The organism is Persicitalea sp., assembly GCF_041751555.1.
In the GTDB taxonomy this organism is placed as follows: Bacteria; Bacteroidota; Bacteroidia; order Cytophagales; family Spirosomataceae; genus Persicitalea.
The window spans coordinates 14365-32642 of sequence record NZ_JBGSXF010000350.1 but is presented as its reverse complement, the minus strand read 5'-3'; the positions used below and the strand labels follow the sequence as shown (position 1 = coordinate 32642).

The following is an 18278-nucleotide window of genomic DNA, read 5'->3' as shown; positions in this document are numbered from 1 at the left end:
TGGGCGACGTCGCTACCCCAATTTTGGTACAATGTATAGTCTGCCTCCATATAAATCCCCACCTTCCGGCATCCTTCAGCGGTTGTCCTAGCCGTTGAATTGCCCTGCACCGAGGATTTTACAGCGTTGGTAACTACTGCTTCAACAGATGTACATTCTATCTGGGCTTTTTCGGGCATTTCATGGGTCTGATAGACCATGTGCAACTTTTTGGCGTCGGTGCCCCGTATTTTGCCAAATGTGTAAGAGTAAGATTGCCCGTACACCAGGCCCTCAATGCCATCCTCAGAAATAGTTAGGGATACGGTTGAAGAATCATCACCTACCAGTTTGCCGGTATAAAACCTTATCGCGGGCAGGTCAATCGGTCTGTTCGAACTGGTGGTGACTCTAAATCCTTTTGCCAAAACTGGGACTTCTTTTATCACAATAGAAAGTGCAGAAGTGCCCGAAACGGGTAATTGAAATGAGATGTATCCGGGCTGGGAAAACTTTGAAAGTTTGGAAATAGCTGCCCAATCAGGGGTAAGCAGATAGGCGCTAGGTACGGTTGAAGAACTTTTCTCGAATATCTTTCTGAGCGATTGAGTGGTGCTGGCCCTCAATAGGTCTAACCGAACAGTATCCGCAGTACTCTGACTGAAACAGGAAAAATTCTTGTAAAGAAGAAACATCAATACAAAAGCGAGAGTACGAATTAGCAGTAGAGTTCTCATAGCTATCTGGGGAATAAACAAGTTTCAAGGGAAGTCTGGAATTTGCACGGGAGATTTTTTACTGTAAAAATAATAAGGTAATTTTTTATCGTCAGGATTTTACACGAGTATTTCCGCCTTCGGCCATCGAAATGTCCACGGGCTCATTCTTCTTCCAGGCACCGTCAGTAAAATCGGGAACATCCACCGAGTTGGAACGATTGGCTACCGACTCGATGCTCAAAGGCACGATGGAACTCCACGCGGCGGCGTCATAGACATCCTGATCCAGCGGCAGGCCGTTGCGCAGGCAATCGATTAGGCGCCAGTCCATCAGGAAATCCATGCCGCCGTGGCCGCCAACTTTCTTGGCCAGTTCGCCGATACGCTTCACGATTTCGGGCTGGTATTTCTTTTCCAATTCCTGGTATTCTGTATCAGCAATCCACTCGTGGCCTTGCGAGATACGCCCCCGTTCGCCGTCGAGCGGGTATTTTTGGGCGATGCCTTTCGTGCCGCTAACCAAATGAATCCGCGAGTAGGGGCGGGGTGAACTGACATCGTGCTGGAGCATGATTGTCTTGCCCTTGTTGGTGCGAATCGTCGTCGTGTTGTGGTTACCCCGGAAGGTTTTTCCGGCAAATTCCTTAAAATCAGGGTCGGTCGTCGCCAGCGCGTGGGCGCGGGGCGCGATGGCGAAATCGTTGGTCGACATCGAGACGAGGTAGTCCATCTTATCGCCGCGGTTGATGTCGAGGATTTGAGCAATTGGTCCCAGTCCGTGCATGGGGTAGAGGTTGCCGTTCCGCAGGTTCTCGCGCAGCCGCCAGTTGTCGTATCGAGCTTCTTTCTTGAAAAAAGAATCTACAATATCGTGAAGATAAGCACCTTCGACGTGGACGATTTCGCCGAAATAGCCCTGCCGCGCCATGTTGAGCGTGAGTAGTTCGAAGAAATCGTAGCAGCAGTTTTCCAGCATCATGCAGTGCTTACGGGTACGCTCCGAGGTTTCGACTAACTTCCAGCAGTCGGCCAGGGTATTAGCCGCCGGAATCTCCGTAACCGCGTGCTTGCCCTGTTCCATGGCGTACACCGCCATCGGGGTATGCAAACTCCACGGCGTGCAGATGTAGATGAGGTCGATGTCGTCGCGTTCACAGACCTTCTTCCAGGCGTCGGCCGAGCCGGAATAGATTTGCGGACTGTGCGAAGTACCTTCGAATGCTTTGGCGGCAGCGGCGGCTTTCTCGGGCCTGATGTCGCAGATGGCTTTCACCTCCACGTTTTCAAGGTGAGTAATGCGCTTGACCGCGCCGCCGCCGCGGTTGCCCAAACCAATGTAGCCAATGCGGACTGTATCTATCTTGGGAGCCGCATAACCCGACATATTGAAGGTTTGGCGGTGGGGCGGGAAAGTGGATTTTGGCGAAGGGGCGGCTTTGAGTCCAATGCTCAGCCCGCTCATTCCGGCCAGTCCGGTGATTTTAAGGAAGTCACGCTTTTTCATGTCTTTGTTTCTGTTTAAAATAAACAAAGCAGGTAAGGCAGGAAATCTTACTGAAAAAGCTTTAATCCTGGATTTGCTCCGTACTGATCCTTGGCTCAAAGGTCCCCGTGAGCAAGTCGTAGATTATTTTCACCCAAACCAAAATGCAGGGAACCGCCTTTACTACATAAGGTTCAAACCATTCGGTGCGAACGAATGCCGGAACGATGTCGGTAGGGGACAAGATACTGAACATGAGTGTAAGCAGCAGAAGGATAAGGTTCTCTGTTTTGGGTACTTGAATGAAGTACCAGAGCGCTACACCACTTACCGCTATGATAAAGGTGGGTGACTCGGCGCGGTGGTTGAAGATAATAACCCACAACAGCACCGATGCCAGCATCAGTACCCGAAATGGGTACTTGCTGTAAGACTTGATTTTGAGCAAAGGCAGGCAAAAAAGGATCGCGCCGACGACGGCTACCACCACCTTATCGGGTTCCCAACCAAACCAGGTTTTCAACCAACCGATCACTGACATTCCGTGGGAGGCATCGTGGTCGTTGGCCAGCAAATTTCCCCAGCTTTTGTACAAAAAAAGTAGCTGATCCGCGCCTACAACCAGTAGGGGGAGCAGCGTAAATACCACGACCCAGACTGCCGTGGTATACGTGAGTTTCCATTTGTTGGGATAAAGGAAATAAAGGGCCAGGGCAACTACCCCAAATAACTTGATAAAAATACTGGCGACTATACAAAGGGCTGCCAACCAGTATTTGTCGCGTTCCAGAAAGCCAAAAGTGAATAGCAACAGCCCGGCCATCAGGGCATTACTTTGCTCGTTTTGCACGGAACCTACTAGCTCGAGTACCACAAATACGAAAATAAGTCCCTTCGTACGAATGTCTATTTTAGGCAAATAATACAGGCCTAGAAAGAATACGAGTCCGTTGAGTAAGTTCCAGAGCGTCAGCCCCACGAAGTCTGGTAACCAAGCGAATAGGCCGAATAATAGCGCGAAAGTCGGGCTGTATTTAAATAAATCCCACTGCTCATTCAGGTAAAGTATATATAAATCTTTGTCCTCAATGAGATGAAAAAAAGAAAGCTTGAAGATTAGGTAGTTATTGTACTTTGTGTACAGCTCTGTGCTCTCGGCAATAGTATTCTGTGATCCGAAGTATGACTGTGCGCTGGCCAAGACCGCCAAAATGACAAGCGAGGTTAACTGGGCATTCTGGTTAGTCAGAAACCGATTGATGACCTTCATTGGTTTGATGAGCGGTATGGCGTGGTTTATTTTGCCCCCAAATTAGGAAGAAAATAGGGATTACGGTTACCAGTAGCTCGAATGGCTTCGCTCGTTTTTTGTTGCGCTGCCTGCAGAGCGAGCGCCGAGGGCACATGAAGTGTCCTCTCCATTGAGCCACTAAGGTAATCCACGTCCCAAAGTCCGGCAAAATGCCAATCGTCCAGATGATCCCAATTGGGGCGGTCGATGATGGGGTACTGACAAATGCCCCAAAGCGGCACCCCCTCCCGAATGGCCCGGCTGCATTCGCTCGCGATGCGCTCGGTCCAGAAAGGTCGATCCAGGCCGGGATGACTGGTCTCGGACAGCACTATCGGGCGGTCATAGCGCAGGTGTGCTTCCCGCAGCAAATCGTCGAGCGGTCGCCAACGCGAATCCAAGACCAAATCATTCCAGTTCAGGCAGTGATTGGTGCCAAATTCCCACTGATTGTCGTAGTAAAAATTGAATCCCAAAATATCAAGGCAATCCGGAGACCCACCCAATTCTGGGCAAATGCGCCCACAAAGCATATCCAGGGACTGGTATTGAAGCTCGTGATGACGGTGCGCATCAGCAATTTGGTCTTCGGTGGCGTCGAAGGTAGGGACGACATTCACCAGTGGCTCGGTAGTCAGGATGCGGGCGTCAGGGTTCACCTCCCGCAAAGCCCGGATTCCTGCGATATATGCGCGCATAAAAGCGTATTTTACCTCCCAACCGTTATTACGGCAGTAGGGTGAGGTTCCGGCCACGTCGCCTCCCAACCACGACATGAAGCTCACCTCATTGATAGGCGTAACGATCAGCGTTTGATCCGGCTGGCGAGCGGCGTGATAGTTGGCAAAGGCCCGACATAATGCTTCAAAGCGTTGCGTGAAGTGTGGATGTAGCGGTGTGAGATCATCGGGATAGCCGAAATGGCAAATGTCCCATACCTGCTGAATGCCGCAATCTTTACCCGCATCCAGCATTCTGCCCAACGTTCGAAAATCGTACTCATAGGGTCGTCGCTCTACCTGGCTCCACTGCAATCCCTCACGCACCGTTTTGATGCCAAACTGGCCCAGCAGAGCGTAGTCCTCCTGAATTCGGTCAAGATGCGCCGTTATGTGCAGGAAATCGACCCGGTCACCACGATTGTTGAGCTGGTCGGTGCACTCATAGCCTCCCATCCAAAAGGACTCAAAGGGATTGCTGGTGTCGTTCATAGGCCTTCATTTTACGCCCCGATCTGGAACTTGGGCAATGGTGCAGCCCCTAGTCGCACTACGTCTCGCGTATTCAGGGCTTTTTCCAAGACATTTCTCATAGCCTGAACGGTCAAATCCCACGAGCAGTTATCCAAAAATGAATCAATTTCCCCCAGCCAGATGTCACAGGATGGCGTAGCCATTAACTCGCTAATAATAGTTATAAATTCTTCCGAATTTTCACCAATTGCCACCAACCCTTCGTCTGCGTAAGGATGGATCACGTCGCGAATGGGCGTCGAAACCACAGGCTTACCTCCAGCCAGGTATTCGGGTGTTTTGGTAGGACTAATGAAGCGTGTGGACTCGTTGCGCATGAAGGGAATCAACGCTACCTCCCAGCCTGACAGATAGCCGGGCAATTTGTCATATGATCTCGATCCTAGATAATGGATGTTGGGTAGTTGAGGCAAATGCGCCGGATCAATCTTGACTATTGGGCCAATCAGTACGATCTGCCAGTTGGGCCGCGACTCGGCAACCCCGCGAATCAGTTCTATGTCGAACCTTTCGTCGATCACTCCGTAGAAACCGATTTTCGGTTCAGGAATTACTGCCTGGTCAGCGGGCTCGTTCCCTGGTTTACGCGCTTTGACGAAGTGAGACTTGTCGATGCTACTGGGAAAAAAATGCGTATTGAAGTGCTGCTGCTTTTTGGCTTCGTATAACGAATGTCCGCCAGTGAAAACGATGTCAGACTTTTCGAAAAGACTACTTTCCAGTACTTTGAGTTCCTGCGGCGCAAACTTAAAAGCTGCCAATTCGTCCATGCAATCATAAACGGTCAGGCGCGGATCGAGGTGAGCCGAAAACTCTAGTGCCATCGGTGTGTAGTACCAGAAAATAAAATCTTTCAAATTTTTCCCAACCATAAAGTCCGCGAGTAGCTCCCGGAGACAGGCATTCACCGCTTCTTTATTCAGGCCGTCCGGTAAGTGAGGTACGCAAACCCAAAGATTGGGTAGCCGCTGGGAATAGCTTAGCCACGCCGTATCGGTATATCCAAAAATGGGTTCTTCCAGAAAATAAACAGAAGTTAATTCAGAAAAGCGGGTGAGCAAATGTTGTGGACGCTGGTAAACGAAATCCCAGCGAAGATGGGAGAAACAAAGCAAATTCCGAGGTAGTTGAATCATTAGGATTTGGGTAGTGTGGAAAAAGAAAACATATAGTTAATCGGGACATAAATCAGCCTATTTTATTAGAACTATGCCATCTTCTCTATGAGAGAAAAATAATGCCTATTTCATGAAATAATTATACACAAATCGGTTACCTTGTATTAAATAATTATTGAACATCCTACATTTATATATCAAAGCCCATACGTATATTGGGAAAATCATCCTCAACGGTAGTTTACAAATCGCCCCAATTCAAAAAAACAGGGATTCGACCCTTACCCGCTCACGAGGCTTTGCTATCTTTGTTTGAAAGGTGTTCTATTTGCCGACTCAACCAGCCATGATAAACCGATACTGTTGCTCCTTCATTTTGTTTTCCTTTTTATCCGTTACCGCCCTTGCCCAAACCCCAAAACCAGAATCCGGCTTACGCGGCACCATCAAAACTACCAGGGGGGAGCCACTGCCTTATGCCGCTATCCTCGTGCGGGGTACCAACATAGGTACCATCAGCAATGAGGAAGGGAAGTACCTACTCGACCTGAAACCCGGATATTACGAAATTATCTTTCAGTACCTGGGCTTCAAAAACGGCACAAAAGCATTCACCATTGAGAACAAAATAGAAACCTTCGACCCGGTGCTGGAAGAGCAAGTGTTCATTTTGGGCGAGGTGCGAATCGGCAGTAAAGATGAAGATCCCGCCTATACTATCATGCGGCGAGCTATTGCCAAAAGTCGCTACCACTTTTTGCAGGTTGAAAGTTACACCGCGAAGGCATACAGCAAGTCTTCATTTGTGGTGACTGATTTGCCATTAGAGTTTTTGTACAAAAAAGAATTGAAAGAGCTGGAGAAAGAATCTAACTTCAAGAAAGGCGTACCTATTTTGAATGAATCCGTGTCTATCGTCAATTTCACGCAGCCTAATAACTACAAACAGCGCATTATCGCTTCGCGCAACAGTCAGGATCAGAACTTCTCCAATGCCAACGCCTATTTCCTCACCAGCTTCTACAAGCCCGAAGTCGTGGAAGCCGTGTCGCCATTGTCACCGCGCGCTTTTTCGTACTACAAGTTTGAGTACCTGGGGTCTTTTCGGGAAAACGGGGTAGAAGTCAACAAAATCAAGGTCATTCCGCGCTCCTACGGTGAGGGTGTGTACCGCGGCACGATCCAGATTGTGGAAAACGAATGGAGTATTTATCGCCTGGAGTTGGAAACGGTCAACACGGGCTTCAACATTGGCATCAAGCAGATTTACAGTCAGGTTCAGGGCGTATGGATGCCCGTCAACCAGCAATTTCATGTAGGAGGGGGGATATATGGCCTGAAGGGGAAAGGCGATCTGGTTATCTCACAAACCTTCTCTTCGCTCAAAGTAAACCCCGCCTTCCAACCCGACATTGTGGTGCTCGATGCTAAAAAAGAAAAAGACGAAGCCCGCCAAATGAGCCTGACCAAGCGTGAAATCAAGACACAAAACCTGGACGAACTCATCAGCAAACAGAAAAAATTCACCGCCCGCGACCTGCGGAAGATGATGAAGGAACACGAAAAGAAGGAGTTGCAGGAAAAGGAGGAGAAAGGACTGGACATCGACCTGGAAAACACCCGAAAGGACTCGACGTTCGTGGATTCGTTGGCCGGGATGCGCACTACCGCCTTCTGGGACTCGATCCGCTCAGTGCCGCTGACCAAAGCCGAGACGAAAAGCTATTCGCGACTCGACAGCCTCATTATTATTAAAGAAGGCCCCAAAGCGCAACGCGATAGTTTGAAAACAGCAAAGACTGATTCCACCAAAAATAACAATGGAAAAAAAGGCAAGAGCGGCTCATTCGGAGACATTTTAACAGGCCACACTTTCCGACTGGGCGATAAGAAAAGTCCCTGGCGCTTGGAATACGTCAGTCCGCTCATTGGCGCGCAGGTCAATACGACCGAAGGCTGGGTACTGGACGGGGGAGGTTTGAAACTAAAATACAATCGGGGAAAGACTGGGGAGAATAAGCAGGTAATCCAAGCCGGAACGGATGGTGTGAAGGCGTACACGGTACGACAGAAAAGCGAACTCTCGTTCAACGGGTTGACGCGCTACTCCTTTGGCCGGAATAAGCTCATGGGCCAGGGCGGGGTAGATTACGCCTGGAAGCGCAATACTCTTAGCTTTTCTGGCGGACAAACCGTGACACAATTCAATCCCAATAGCCCGATGTCGCCCATTTTAAACAGCTTAACGACGCTGTTTTTGGAACAAAATTTCCTCAAAAACTACGAGAAAAATTTCCTTCGGCTGAACTTTGCGAAGCAGCGCGAAAACGATCACTTCGGCTTCAACGCCGAACTCGAGTACGCCGACCGTCGCTCCCTGAGCAATCTGGAAAAACTGAAACCCTACTGCTGGATCGATTGGAAGAACAAAGCGTTCACCTCCAATATTCCGTTCAATGAAGAGCTATTGGACGACTCGGGGACTCGCTCGGTTGAAATGCCGAATCACCAGGCCGTAACGCTCGGTGTGTCGGCTTTTTACAAACCCTGGCAGAAGTACCGGACGCGAAAAGGCGTTACGGTCTATTACGAAGACCAGTCGCCCAAATTTTTCGTCAACTACCGCAAGGGCATCGGCGCTTTTGGTAGCGATGTCGATTTCGACATCCTGCAAGCGGGCGTTTCGCACGGCTTCGATACGGGCATCCGCAGTCGGCTCAACTACAAGCTGGCTGCGGGTGGATACCTGAACAATAAGGCGGTGTATTTTCCCGATTTTCAGCACTTCCCAGGCAACCAGTTTTTCTTCCAATACGGCGACCCCATCGGTACGTTTCGGGTGCTGGACTACTACCGATTCAGTACAGCTCAACGTTTTGTAGAAGCCCACGCCCTCACCGAAATGCGGCAGTTTCTACTCACCCAAATTCAGTGGTTCCGGGTATTAGGAATAAAAGAAAACCTGATTGTACACTACCTGGCAACGCCTTCTTCTAACAACTACACCGAACTCGGCTATGGCCTCGACATCGGCATTCGCTTTCCGATCCGGGTCGAAATTCTGGGTAGTTTTCAGGATTTCAAGTACCAGCGCATGGCTTTCATCGTGGGCCTCACAAGGAACTTTTCTTTTGGTAAGTGATAATTTTGACGGGGCAGGCTCGCCTGTGATAGAATGACGGTTGGCCGCTGCCATAGAATTTTTTTCAAAAAAATATCATCTTAGGGAATGATAGCAACCGACGGGCTGTTTAGCTAGTCTATCACATTGATAGAGTTTTCGGCAGAGGCTTTTCCAATACTGTATATTCATTTATAAACCTCTTACTGTCAACTGTCCATTGTCAACTTTCAACTAAAAAAACATGTCATTAAGATTAGGAGATATTGCCCCCGATTTCGAGGCCAGCACCACGCAGGGCCCGATTAAATTTCACGAATGGCTCGGCGATGGCTGGGGCATGTTGTTTTCGCACCCCGCCGATTTTACGCCCGTCTGTACGACGGAATTAGGTAAAACAGCCCTGCTGAAAGGCGAGTTCGAGAAGCGCGGCGTCAAAGTAATAGCCGTGAGTGTCGATGATTTGGATTCGCACAATCGCTGGATTCCCGACATTAAGGAAGTTACCGGAACGGAAATCAATTTTCCGATCATCGCCGACGAAGGCCGCAAGGTCGCTGAGCTGTACGATATGATTCACCCCAATTCCAGCGAAAAAGCAACCGTGCGTTCGGTGTTCATTATAGGGCCCGACAAGAAAGTGAAGCTCACTTTGACCTACCCGCCTTCCACGGGCCGTAATTTCAACGAACTACTGCGCGTGGTGGACTCTCTCCAACTTACCGCCAACCACTCCGTAGCTACCCCGGCCGACTGGCAGGATGGCGAGGATGTGATTGTGTCGCCCTCGATCAGCACCGAGGACGCCAAGCAGAAATTCAGCAAGGGTGTGACAGAAGTGAAGCCTTACCTGCGCTATACGCCGCAGCCTAATAAGTAGCGAAGCGTTCAATTTGGAATGTCGGAATTTAGAATGTTGCTTTCGCACGAATTTCTTATTCCGACATTCCGACACCGCGAGGGCGGCCCCGTCCGACATTCACTAATTCCAAATTGAGAGAGCTGCTCCACAAGGGGCGGCTTTTTTCGTTAGTTTTGCCGCGCTATGGCGCAAAAGAGAAGGAACCCGACCCGTGTAAAGAAAGGCGTCAGAAAGTCGCTGCCGCTCAAAGGTTGGCTCATCTTAGGGGCAGTCGTGGCGGTAGTTTCGCTGGGGATTTGGTGGTTGGGCAACCGCAATGAAAACGAATGGACGTTTATTCGGCGGTTCGGCATTCGCCTACCGTTGCGCTACGCCATTCATGGCATTGACCTTTCGCACCATAATGCCCGTGTGGACTGGGACAAGCTAAAAAGAGCCAAAGGCGAAAACGTCCGCATCGACTTCGTGTACCTTAAAGCTACCGAAGGCGCGACTCACCTCGACCGAGAGTTTGCTCGTAACTGGCGCGAGGCCAAGCGCGTCAGTATTCGGCGAGGGGCGTATCATTTTTACAACCCTCGGGTGTACTCCGATCGGCAAGCCGAGAATTTTATCAAACAAGTCAAGATGAAAAAAGGCGACCTGCCGCCTGTTCTCGACCTTGAAACAACCGCCGGAAAGCCGCCGGAAATCATCATCAAAGGCGTTGGCAACTGGCTGGCGCTGGTAGAAAAGCACTATGGGGTGCGGCCGATCATTTACGTCAATCCGAATTTTTACCAAAAATACATTGTCGGTAATTTCGACGACTACCCGCTATGGCTGGCAGGCTATACCCGTGCGCACCTGGGCGATTTAGCCGAAAGTCCCAACATCCTGCTTTGGCAACACAGCGAGAAAGGCTACGCCGATGGCGTTAGGGGATTCGTGGATTTTAACGTTTTTTTGCACGATATGGAGACCTGGCAGGGGATAGGAAAATAATGAATTATGAGTTATGAATGATGAGAAGGCCACGCGGCTGAATAAGTTTATAAGCCAGACAGGGTTTTGTTCCCGTCGGGAGGCGGATAAGCTTATTGCCCAGGGTTTGGTGACGATCAATGGCCGCGTGGCGGGGCTAGGCGACCAGGCGATGGCGGGTGATGAGGTACGGGTGAATGGGAAGGTTGTTTCTTCGGCGAAGAAAGCAGACGTTTATCTGGCTTTCAACAAGCCCGTCGGGATCACCTGCACGACGGAACGGCACATTGAGGGAAATATTATCGACTACATTGGCCATCCTGAGCGCATTTTCCCCGTGGGGCGGCTGGATAAGCCTTCCGAGGGCTTAATTTTTCTGACCAGCAATGGCGACATCGTAAACAAAATTCTCCGCGCGGGCAACCAACACGAAAAGGAATACGAAGTAGCCGTGGATCGGCCCGTTTCCGCCGACTTTATCCGAAAAATGCAGAACGGCGTGCCAATTCTCGATACGATTACTCAAAAGTGCTTGGTTCGCCAAACGGGTCGATACACGTTCACCATTATCCTGACGCAGGGGCTCAATCGCCAAATCCGCCGTATGTGCAGCTATTTCGACTACTCCGTTACCCGACTAAGGAGAACCCGAATCATGAATGTGACGCTGGCCAATCTGCCTGTAGGTAAATGGCGCGACCTTACCGCCGAAGAAATGAAAATTATCAACCAACATATCGCTAATTCCACTAAAACAGAAGAAGGCTCTTATCTGGACGATTAACCTCCAAGGAAATCTGTGAAGTACACTATGAAACTCTGTGACCCAAAATAATGACAAATATTGAAGAACTAATCGGGCTACTCTCTCTCGAAAAAATCGAAGAAAATATCTACCGTGGCCAAAACTACAAAGCTCCCTGGAAGCGGGTTTTTGGCGGCCAGGTACTTGCTCAGGCCCTACACGCTTGCCAGCGCACCGTTCCCAAAGAGCGGCTGGTACATTCCATGCATGCTTACTTTATATTGGCGGGGGACATCGGTCAACCAATTATATATGATGTAGATCGCATCCGTGACGGCGGTAGTTTCTCGACCCGTCGCGTGGTGGCGATCCAAAAAGGAACGCCCATTTTCAGCATGGGAGCATCCTTCCAAAAAGTACGGGATGGGCTGGATCACCAGATTAGTATGCCTAACGTGCCGTCGCCGGAAACACTGGTGTCAGATGAAAAGCTGGCGGAGGTCTTCAAAGATGCTGCCCCGGAAATATACCGCAGCCTGACCTTCCCGCGGCCGCTGGAATTCCGCCCGGTTGAGAAACTGAACCCACTCTCGGGCAAGGAATACGCCCCCTTGCGGCACGTTTGGCTGAAAGCGAACGGAGCCATGCCCGATGATTTGCGATTGCATCAGGCGGTACTGGCTTACGCCTCCGACTATAACCTGCTGACTACCGCCACCTTGCCCCACTGGAAGGAAGTGCTGCCCAATGAACTATTCCTGGCAAGTCTGGATCACGCCATGTGGTTTCACCGCAGTTTCCGCGTGGACGAGTGGCTGCTCTACGCCCTCGACAGTCCGAGTTCCTCCAACGAGCGTGGCTTCACGCGCGGGAATATTTTTAATCAGGCAGGGCAGTTAGTAGCTTCCGTCGTACAGGAGGGGTTGATTCGGAAGCGGGAGTGAGTGGGATTGTTGTAGGCTTAACCGTACTTTCCATCGCTCTTTCCAACCGAAATGTGGCCGCCTCTAGCGACCAGTTTTTTCTAACATTGGCCAGACCCAACCGCCCCATTCCCTCCCTGACGTCAGGATTATCGATGAAGTATTTCAGTTTGTCAGCAATAGCTAGTTTATCGGGTGGAGTAAGGAAACCAGTGCGGCCATCCAGGACGGTTTCCCGAGTTCCGCCCTGCATCAGGCCGATTACAGGGGTCGCGCAAGCATTGGCTTCCAGCGGAGCAAAGCCGAAAGGTTCGAGCTTGGAAGTATAGAGCAGGCAAATGGCATTATTTAGCAAGCCCACCAATGTTTCGTCGCTGACTATCTCTTTCACGATGAAGTCAACCGCCAATGTCCCGGCGAGTTCCTGCATTCTATATTTGTAAATAGGATCTGTGATGTTGCTGACCCAGATCAAGGCTGGTCTGTCCTGCGTTGGAATACATGCGATTGACTGAATCGCCAGTTCTGCACCCTTATGAAAAAACAGACTTCCCAATCCCACAACGTAATTCTGTATACGTTTTTCTTTGAGGGGTCTAAACAGGGAAGTATCGACCCCCAGATAACAAACCTCCCCGCTTTGATCATAAGCTCTCGCGCAACTCTCCGACGAAAAAATGGAATTAACCAGCAGTTTATCCACTGCGTCGATGTTGAGGCGCTCCTCTCGGACTTGGACCCGCGCACTATTTGTTTTCCATAAATCTTTCAGCCATTCCCAACAGAAGCGAAGATTAGTTTTACTGAGTTTATTCAATTCACCGGGCGATTCCCAGAAACTTTTTGGGTGCGCTTCGTAGAAAAAGCGGCGGGGTTCTCCCAGATATAATACCGTAGGTATGCTTACAAATCGACTGATGAAAGGAGCGGCAAAATAGAAGCAGCAATTTGCGAAAAGCAGGTCAAATCCTCCTTTGTTGATTTCCTGGGCGCACAGAAGGCAGTGCAGTTCCATTTCACGAATGTTCACATCTTTACCAAAGAAAGCGGCGCTGATCCGGTCTGCGTAAGGAATGTGTGCCGTTCTTTTTAATGAAACCAGGTGAATTGGCACTTGCTGAGGCAGTTGAATGATGCCGTCAGCTAGGGGATTAGGCGACCAGACTTCAAGACAATGACCTCGATCAAGTAGCCCGTTCAACTGATAATTCAGAGCTCTTGCGCCACCTCCGTAGGGCAAGTTATGCCAGACTGCGATTTTCATGTTTTAGGATTCTAGTTAAGGAAGTAGAATGTTTATGCCGAGCAAATCATTGCGTATAACTACGAAGTGTATTACGACTAATAACTGAAATGAATTTGCCAAATCCCCCGCAAAGACTTGACCTTAGCACTATTAAACTACTTCACTTAAAATTTTTGTTATCAAGTACTTTATTGGTTTTTAACAGAAGGCAGCTGCCCGATCTAATTCTCCAAACGCATATTCCCACCCTGCACGGCCAACTGACCATTTTCTTGTATTTCCACCGCCCGTACTTGAACTGACTGGCCAAGCGTCACTAGATGGCTGACCACTACCTGGTCGCAAACCAGCGGCACGTGTCCGCAACTCCAGGTGGTGGCGTTATCCCAATCACCGTTGGCCTTGGATTCACAAACCGCGCCGGGATTGAGACTCACGTTCACCGCCGCCGAAGTAGTTTTGCAGTCGGGCAGGAGGGTGGGGTTGAAGGAGAGTATGGTGCCGGACTCTCCCACGATGTAGCCCTCATCTCGATTTATAAAGGCGATGTCTATTAAAGTATTGGGCGTATTGGTTTCGATTTTGACCCAAGTGTTGCCGCCGTTGGAAGTTTTGAGGAGGGTGCCATTGCCGCCGACCACATAGCCCTCCTGCTCAGACAGGAAAAGAATACTTCGCAAGTCGGCCGTGGTGCCGGAGGTTTGTTCAGCCCAGCTACTCCCCCCGTCGGTGGTTTTCAGGATCAAGCCGCCGTTTCCAATCACCCAACCCGTTTGAGGATTGATGAAAAAGACTCGGTAAAGTGGTGTATCGGCTTTGACCAGCTGAACACTCCACGAGTTACCGCCATCGGTAGTTCTAATGAGCTTGCCGTTATAAGTGGTAATGAATCCCGTACTGTTGTTTATGAACTGCAAGTCGAGCATCCCCGCGCTGAAAGAAGCACCCTGGTCTTTGTAGGTAATCTCTATACTGCTGCGCGACTTTCCTTTGATGCTCATCAGACCAAGTCCGGCTGTCGGAACGGCTGCCAATACGAAACCTGTACTATCATTCTGGAAGTAAGCTTTTTCAATAGAATAAAAATAAAACCAGGGAGGACTCTCCTGACCAAAATTATCAAAAATAGGCATCCAGGTATCGCCGCCATCGTGGGTGGTACTTATAGTTCGGTAGGCGACTCGCCAGCCAAACTTGTCATTTTTGAATTTTATCTGATTATATACAGTACCAATCACGCCATTGTGCGGCGGGACAATCATGGTTTCCGTTTTGACCCAATCCTGACCCGGTGTTTTTGTCAGTAAGGCACTCCTCGGATTGCTTACATTCTGTTGAGGAAAATTGATGGTTCCTCCGCCCACAAAGACCCGGCTTGAGTTTCCGGCTACCGTTTTGAGTGGTAAGTAGGTACGATTTTGTGGATTTCTGGTAGAGATAGTTCCGGTATTTGAAATGTCTAACAACAACCCTCCGTTCCCAACCGCTAACGCTTGGGTCGGACTCACAAACGCGATTGCGTATGGGTCGGCTTCGAGAATGTTGTCATAAATGTTCGTCCAGGTCTGTCCGCCGTTCTGGGTACGATAAATGACGTTGCCTCCCCAGGTATTGGAACCTCCTATTTTGCTGGAAAAGCCAGCGACAACATAGCCGTTTTGTGAGTCACGAAAGTTAATATCGGTAGGAGACAAGTATGAACTGAGTGGAGTGGTGGCGTATGGGAACGAAAGGTAATGCTCGGTCCAGGTTGCGCCACCATCGGTTGTTCTCATAAGTGTATTAGTGCTATTGCTACAATATCCGTCAGGGTAAAACATAGCCCAGGCGGTGTTTTTATTGAAGGCATGAATCATTATGAAACGTTTTGAGTAGCAATCGGATATATTTTTCCTAAGAGTCCAACTAATCCCGCCATCGCTGGTTGTGTGAATCTCCTTCGACGATGCGATCCACCCGAAGTCCGTGTCCACAAACGCGATATCCACCAGCTTGTCGGCGTTGGGCAAACCAACCTGAATCCAGTCGCTGCCTCCGTTGGTAGTTTTGTACAAAAATCCATCGGTATTGTAGCCGGGTTGCGAGGCAAGAACGTAGCCAGTATTTTCATTCATAAACTGGACTTTCCTGACCGCGCCGCTGCTTGGGAAATTCAACGGAAACCAGGAGGTGCCGCCGTTGGTCGTTTTCAATACCAAACCGCCTGCTCCGCCCACGTAGCCGACCTGCGCATTCACGAAACTCACCGTAGTAAGGGTTGCTTGCCGGCCCGTTGTGAGTGTGTCGAAAGTACCTCCGCCATCGGTAGTTTTCAACACCAGTCCGTACTCGCCTACTATCCAACCCGTGTTGCCCAAAAACTGCACATCGTTCATCGTCGTCTTGAAGCCACTGATGTCGCTCTTCCAGGCATCCTGCCGCTTGATATTTTCCAGCCGATAAGTACCCGTTTGATCAACTACCAGACTATCCAAAGTGCCCTGCGCGATGGCTTGCCCGTCGGGTTGCCATTGCAGGGCTACGCCCGGTGGAATATTGGTAGCTTTCAGCGTGAGTGACTGGCCCTCGCAGAAAACGGCGTTGCCCGCCGGGAGAATCGTCGCGGCGGCGGGGGCGCAGCTACCTGCATCGTCAGAGGCAAAAACAGTACTGACTTCAGCCGCGCCCAACGCCCGGTTGAAAATCCTGACATCGTCCAAAGTACCCTGCATCGGGTACCAGTTGGTGACGCCCAGCACGGGGGAGGATTTTGGCCCCATCACGCCTAGGTACAAATCCTGCTGGTTAGCCTCCGCAAAGGACAAAGCAGCGGGGGTAGTTTGGACGAGTTGGGCGTCGATGTAGAGCTTTACCTCGCTGGTTGTGAGTGCATACACGTAGTGATGCCAGCTAGGGCCGGGCAAATCTTTGGCTAAACTCATATTCACCTGCCCCGAGTTGGTAGAAGATTCAAACGTGACGCGCTGCTGTCCGTCCTGCGGATAGGTCAGTCCCAGAATACCCGGCGGCGACACGCCGTAGCCGTCGCCCGCTTTGGCAAAAAAAACATGGCGGCCATTGGCGTTGCAACTACCCGTGCCGGGGTCCATGCCGCTGCTCAGATCGACTTTGGCCCAGAAAGCCACCGTCATGGCATTGGTCACTTGCAGGCTTGCCGAGTTCGGCACGCGCAGAAATTGCGGATTACCACAGCCCCCGAAACTGACGGCACTGTTGGCTTGGTCGTTGCGGTCTGCGACGAAAGCCGGATTGCCCGTGGCGATGGCGTGATTGCCGTTGGTAGTTTGGTCGAAGAAGATGCCGTTGAAGGAGTAGTGCGCAACCAGCCCCGGCTGGGCCAGTGTCGAAAAGCCAGCTAGCAGAAATAGGCTGAGAGATAGGTGCTTAGCGAAGCGATGCATTGCGCGGAGTGAGGCGGACGCGAAAAGTGTTTTCATGGGAGTACATCGAAAAGAGTGGAGTATCGTGGTTGGACGCTAGGGGAAAATTACAAATACTCCACTCTATCAGGCACGAGAGCAAATAGTAAGTTATTTTTCTGTAATATTTTTCATCCAAAAATAACTTTACTCCCCCCGTACAAACCCCACATTCCGCTTCAACCCCGCCAGCTTCGTCCGCTTCATGGGTGAGCGGCGGAAGATTTCTTTGAAAACCTCCTCGGTGATTTCCTCCCAATCCGACTTGGTGAAAGCCTTTAACTCCGGCGAAAGGTCAAATTCGGGGGTAGTTTGTGGCCGCGAGAAGCGGTTCCATGGGCAGACATCCTGGCAGATGTCGCAGCCGAAAACCCAATTTTCGAATTTTCCCCGCACTTCCTCGGGAATAGCTTCTTTAAGCTCGATCGTGAAGTAGCTGATGCACTTGCTGCCGTCCACGACGTAGGGTTCGGTGATGGCGTCGGTGGGGCAGGCGTCCACGCAGCGGGTGCACGTGCCGCAGTAGTCGGCCACGGGGCCGTCGGGGGCCAGGTCGAGGTCGAGGATGAGCTCGCCGATGAAGAAAAAACTACCCATATCGCGGTTAAGGAGGTTGGAGTGCTTGCCTACCCAGCCCAAGCCGCTGCGGGCCGCCCAGACTTTATCCATGACCGGGGCAGAGTCCACGAAAGCGCGGCCCGCCACCTCGCCGATGTCGGTATGGATGAAGGCGAGGAGGTCTTTGAGCTTATCCTTCAGCACAAAATGGTAATCGGTGCCGTAAGCGTACTTGGAGAGTTTATAGTCGTCCGGGCCTTCGGGAAGTCGTTCTTCGGGGTAGTAGTTGAGAAGTACAGAAACTACCGACTTCGCCCCGTCCATTAGCTTGCGTGGGTCGAGGCGTTTGTCGAAGTGGTTTGCCATATAGGCCATTTTACCATGGTGATTGCGGTTCAGCCAATCTTCCAGCCGTGGGGCTTCCGCTTCCAGGAAGTCCGCCTTGGATACGCCACAAAAATCGAAGCCTAATTCGGCGGCCTTGACTTTTATGAGACGTGAGCGTTCTTGCTGGACGAGGTCGGCGGTAGTCATTTATTTGTTTGAGCTTGGAAAGTTGAGGATGAAAATTTGCGTATATCTGGTTTCATGAATTCTT

Annotated in this window: 13 protein-coding genes; 5 read left to right on the top strand and 8 right to left on the bottom strand. The window is 50.4% G+C overall.

What is annotated here, in order from left to right:
* The 5 genes from ACEW8P_RS12635 to ACEW8P_RS12615 all read right to left on the bottom strand — a co-directional run.
* Nucleotides 1–716 (bottom strand): hypothetical protein (locus tag ACEW8P_RS12635; RefSeq protein WP_373513437.1); only part of this gene is annotated, 716 nt, incomplete at its 3' end.
* 91 nt (nt 717–807) lie between these two features.
* Nucleotides 808–2202 (bottom strand): Gfo/Idh/MocA family protein, encoded by a 1395-nt coding sequence (locus ACEW8P_RS12630; RefSeq protein WP_373513436.1) that lies wholly within the window; start codon nt 2200–2202, stop codon nt 808–810.
* Nucleotides 2203–2263: 61 nt separating this feature from the next.
* Nucleotides 2264–3451, bottom strand: coding sequence for a glycosyltransferase family 87 protein (locus ACEW8P_RS12625; RefSeq protein ID WP_373513435.1), 1188 nt, complete (start codon nt 3449–3451; stop codon nt 2264–2266).
* A 26-nt stretch (nt 3452–3477) separates the two neighbouring features.
* On the bottom strand, nt 3478–4683 hold the full coding sequence (locus ACEW8P_RS12620) for a family 1 glycosylhydrolase (RefSeq protein WP_373513434.1): 1206 nt from the start codon (nt 4681–4683) through the stop codon (nt 3478–3480).
* An 11-nt stretch (nt 4684–4694) separates the two neighbouring features.
* Nucleotides 4695–5861, bottom strand: a complete 1167-nt coding sequence (locus ACEW8P_RS12615) for a glycosyltransferase family 1 protein (RefSeq protein WP_373513433.1) — start codon at nt 5859–5861, stop codon at nt 4695–4697.
* 328 nt (nt 5862–6189) lie between these two features.
* Between ACEW8P_RS12615 and ACEW8P_RS12610 the strand changes: the two genes are divergently transcribed.
* The 5 genes from ACEW8P_RS12610 to tesB all read left to right on the top strand — a co-directional run bounded on the left by ACEW8P_RS12610 (nt 6190) and on the right by tesB (nt 12478).
* Nucleotides 6190–8985 (top strand): DUF5686 and carboxypeptidase regulatory-like domain-containing protein, encoded by a 2796-nt coding sequence (locus ACEW8P_RS12610; RefSeq protein ID WP_373513432.1) that lies wholly within the window; start codon nt 6190–6192, stop codon nt 8983–8985.
* A 223-nt stretch (nt 8986–9208) separates the two neighbouring features.
* On the top strand, nt 9209–9844 hold the full coding sequence (locus tag ACEW8P_RS12605; protein WP_373513431.1) for a peroxiredoxin: 636 nt from the start codon (nt 9209–9211) through the stop codon (nt 9842–9844).
* 165 nt (nt 9845–10009) lie between these two features.
* Complete coding sequence (locus tag ACEW8P_RS12600) at nt 10010–10810, top strand: glycoside hydrolase family 25 protein (protein ID WP_373513430.1); 801 nt, start codon at nt 10010–10012, stop codon at nt 10808–10810.
* Between the two features lie 13 nt (nt 10811–10823).
* Nucleotides 10824–11573 (top strand): 23S rRNA pseudouridine(2604) synthase RluF, encoded by a 750-nt coding sequence (gene rluF / locus ACEW8P_RS12595; protein ID WP_373513429.1) that lies wholly within the window; start codon nt 10824–10826, stop codon nt 11571–11573.
* Between the two features lie 50 nt (nt 11574–11623).
* On the top strand, nt 11624–12478 hold the full coding sequence (gene tesB / locus ACEW8P_RS12590) for an acyl-CoA thioesterase II (RefSeq protein ID WP_373513428.1): 855 nt from the start codon (nt 11624–11626) through the stop codon (nt 12476–12478).
* On the opposite strand, the gene ACEW8P_RS12585 is transcribed toward tesB, so the two are convergent.
* From ACEW8P_RS12585 to queG, 3 genes are all read right to left on the bottom strand, one after another.
* Nucleotides 12414–13721, bottom strand: coding sequence for a glycosyltransferase family 4 protein (locus ACEW8P_RS12585; protein ID WP_373513427.1), 1308 nt, complete (start codon nt 13719–13721; stop codon nt 12414–12416). The two genes, tesB and ACEW8P_RS12585, sit on opposite strands and share 65 nt — an antisense overlap.
* Nucleotides 13722–13924: 203 nt before the next feature.
* Nucleotides 13925–17140, bottom strand: coding sequence for a YCF48-related protein (locus ACEW8P_RS12580; protein ID WP_373513426.1), 3216 nt, complete (start codon nt 17138–17140; stop codon nt 13925–13927).
* A 129-nt stretch (nt 17141–17269) separates the two neighbouring features.
* Complete coding sequence (gene queG, locus ACEW8P_RS12575) at nt 17270–18214, bottom strand: tRNA epoxyqueuosine(34) reductase QueG (protein ID WP_373513425.1); 945 nt, start codon at nt 18212–18214, stop codon at nt 17270–17272.
* Between the last annotated feature and the right edge of the window lie 64 nt (nt 18215–18278).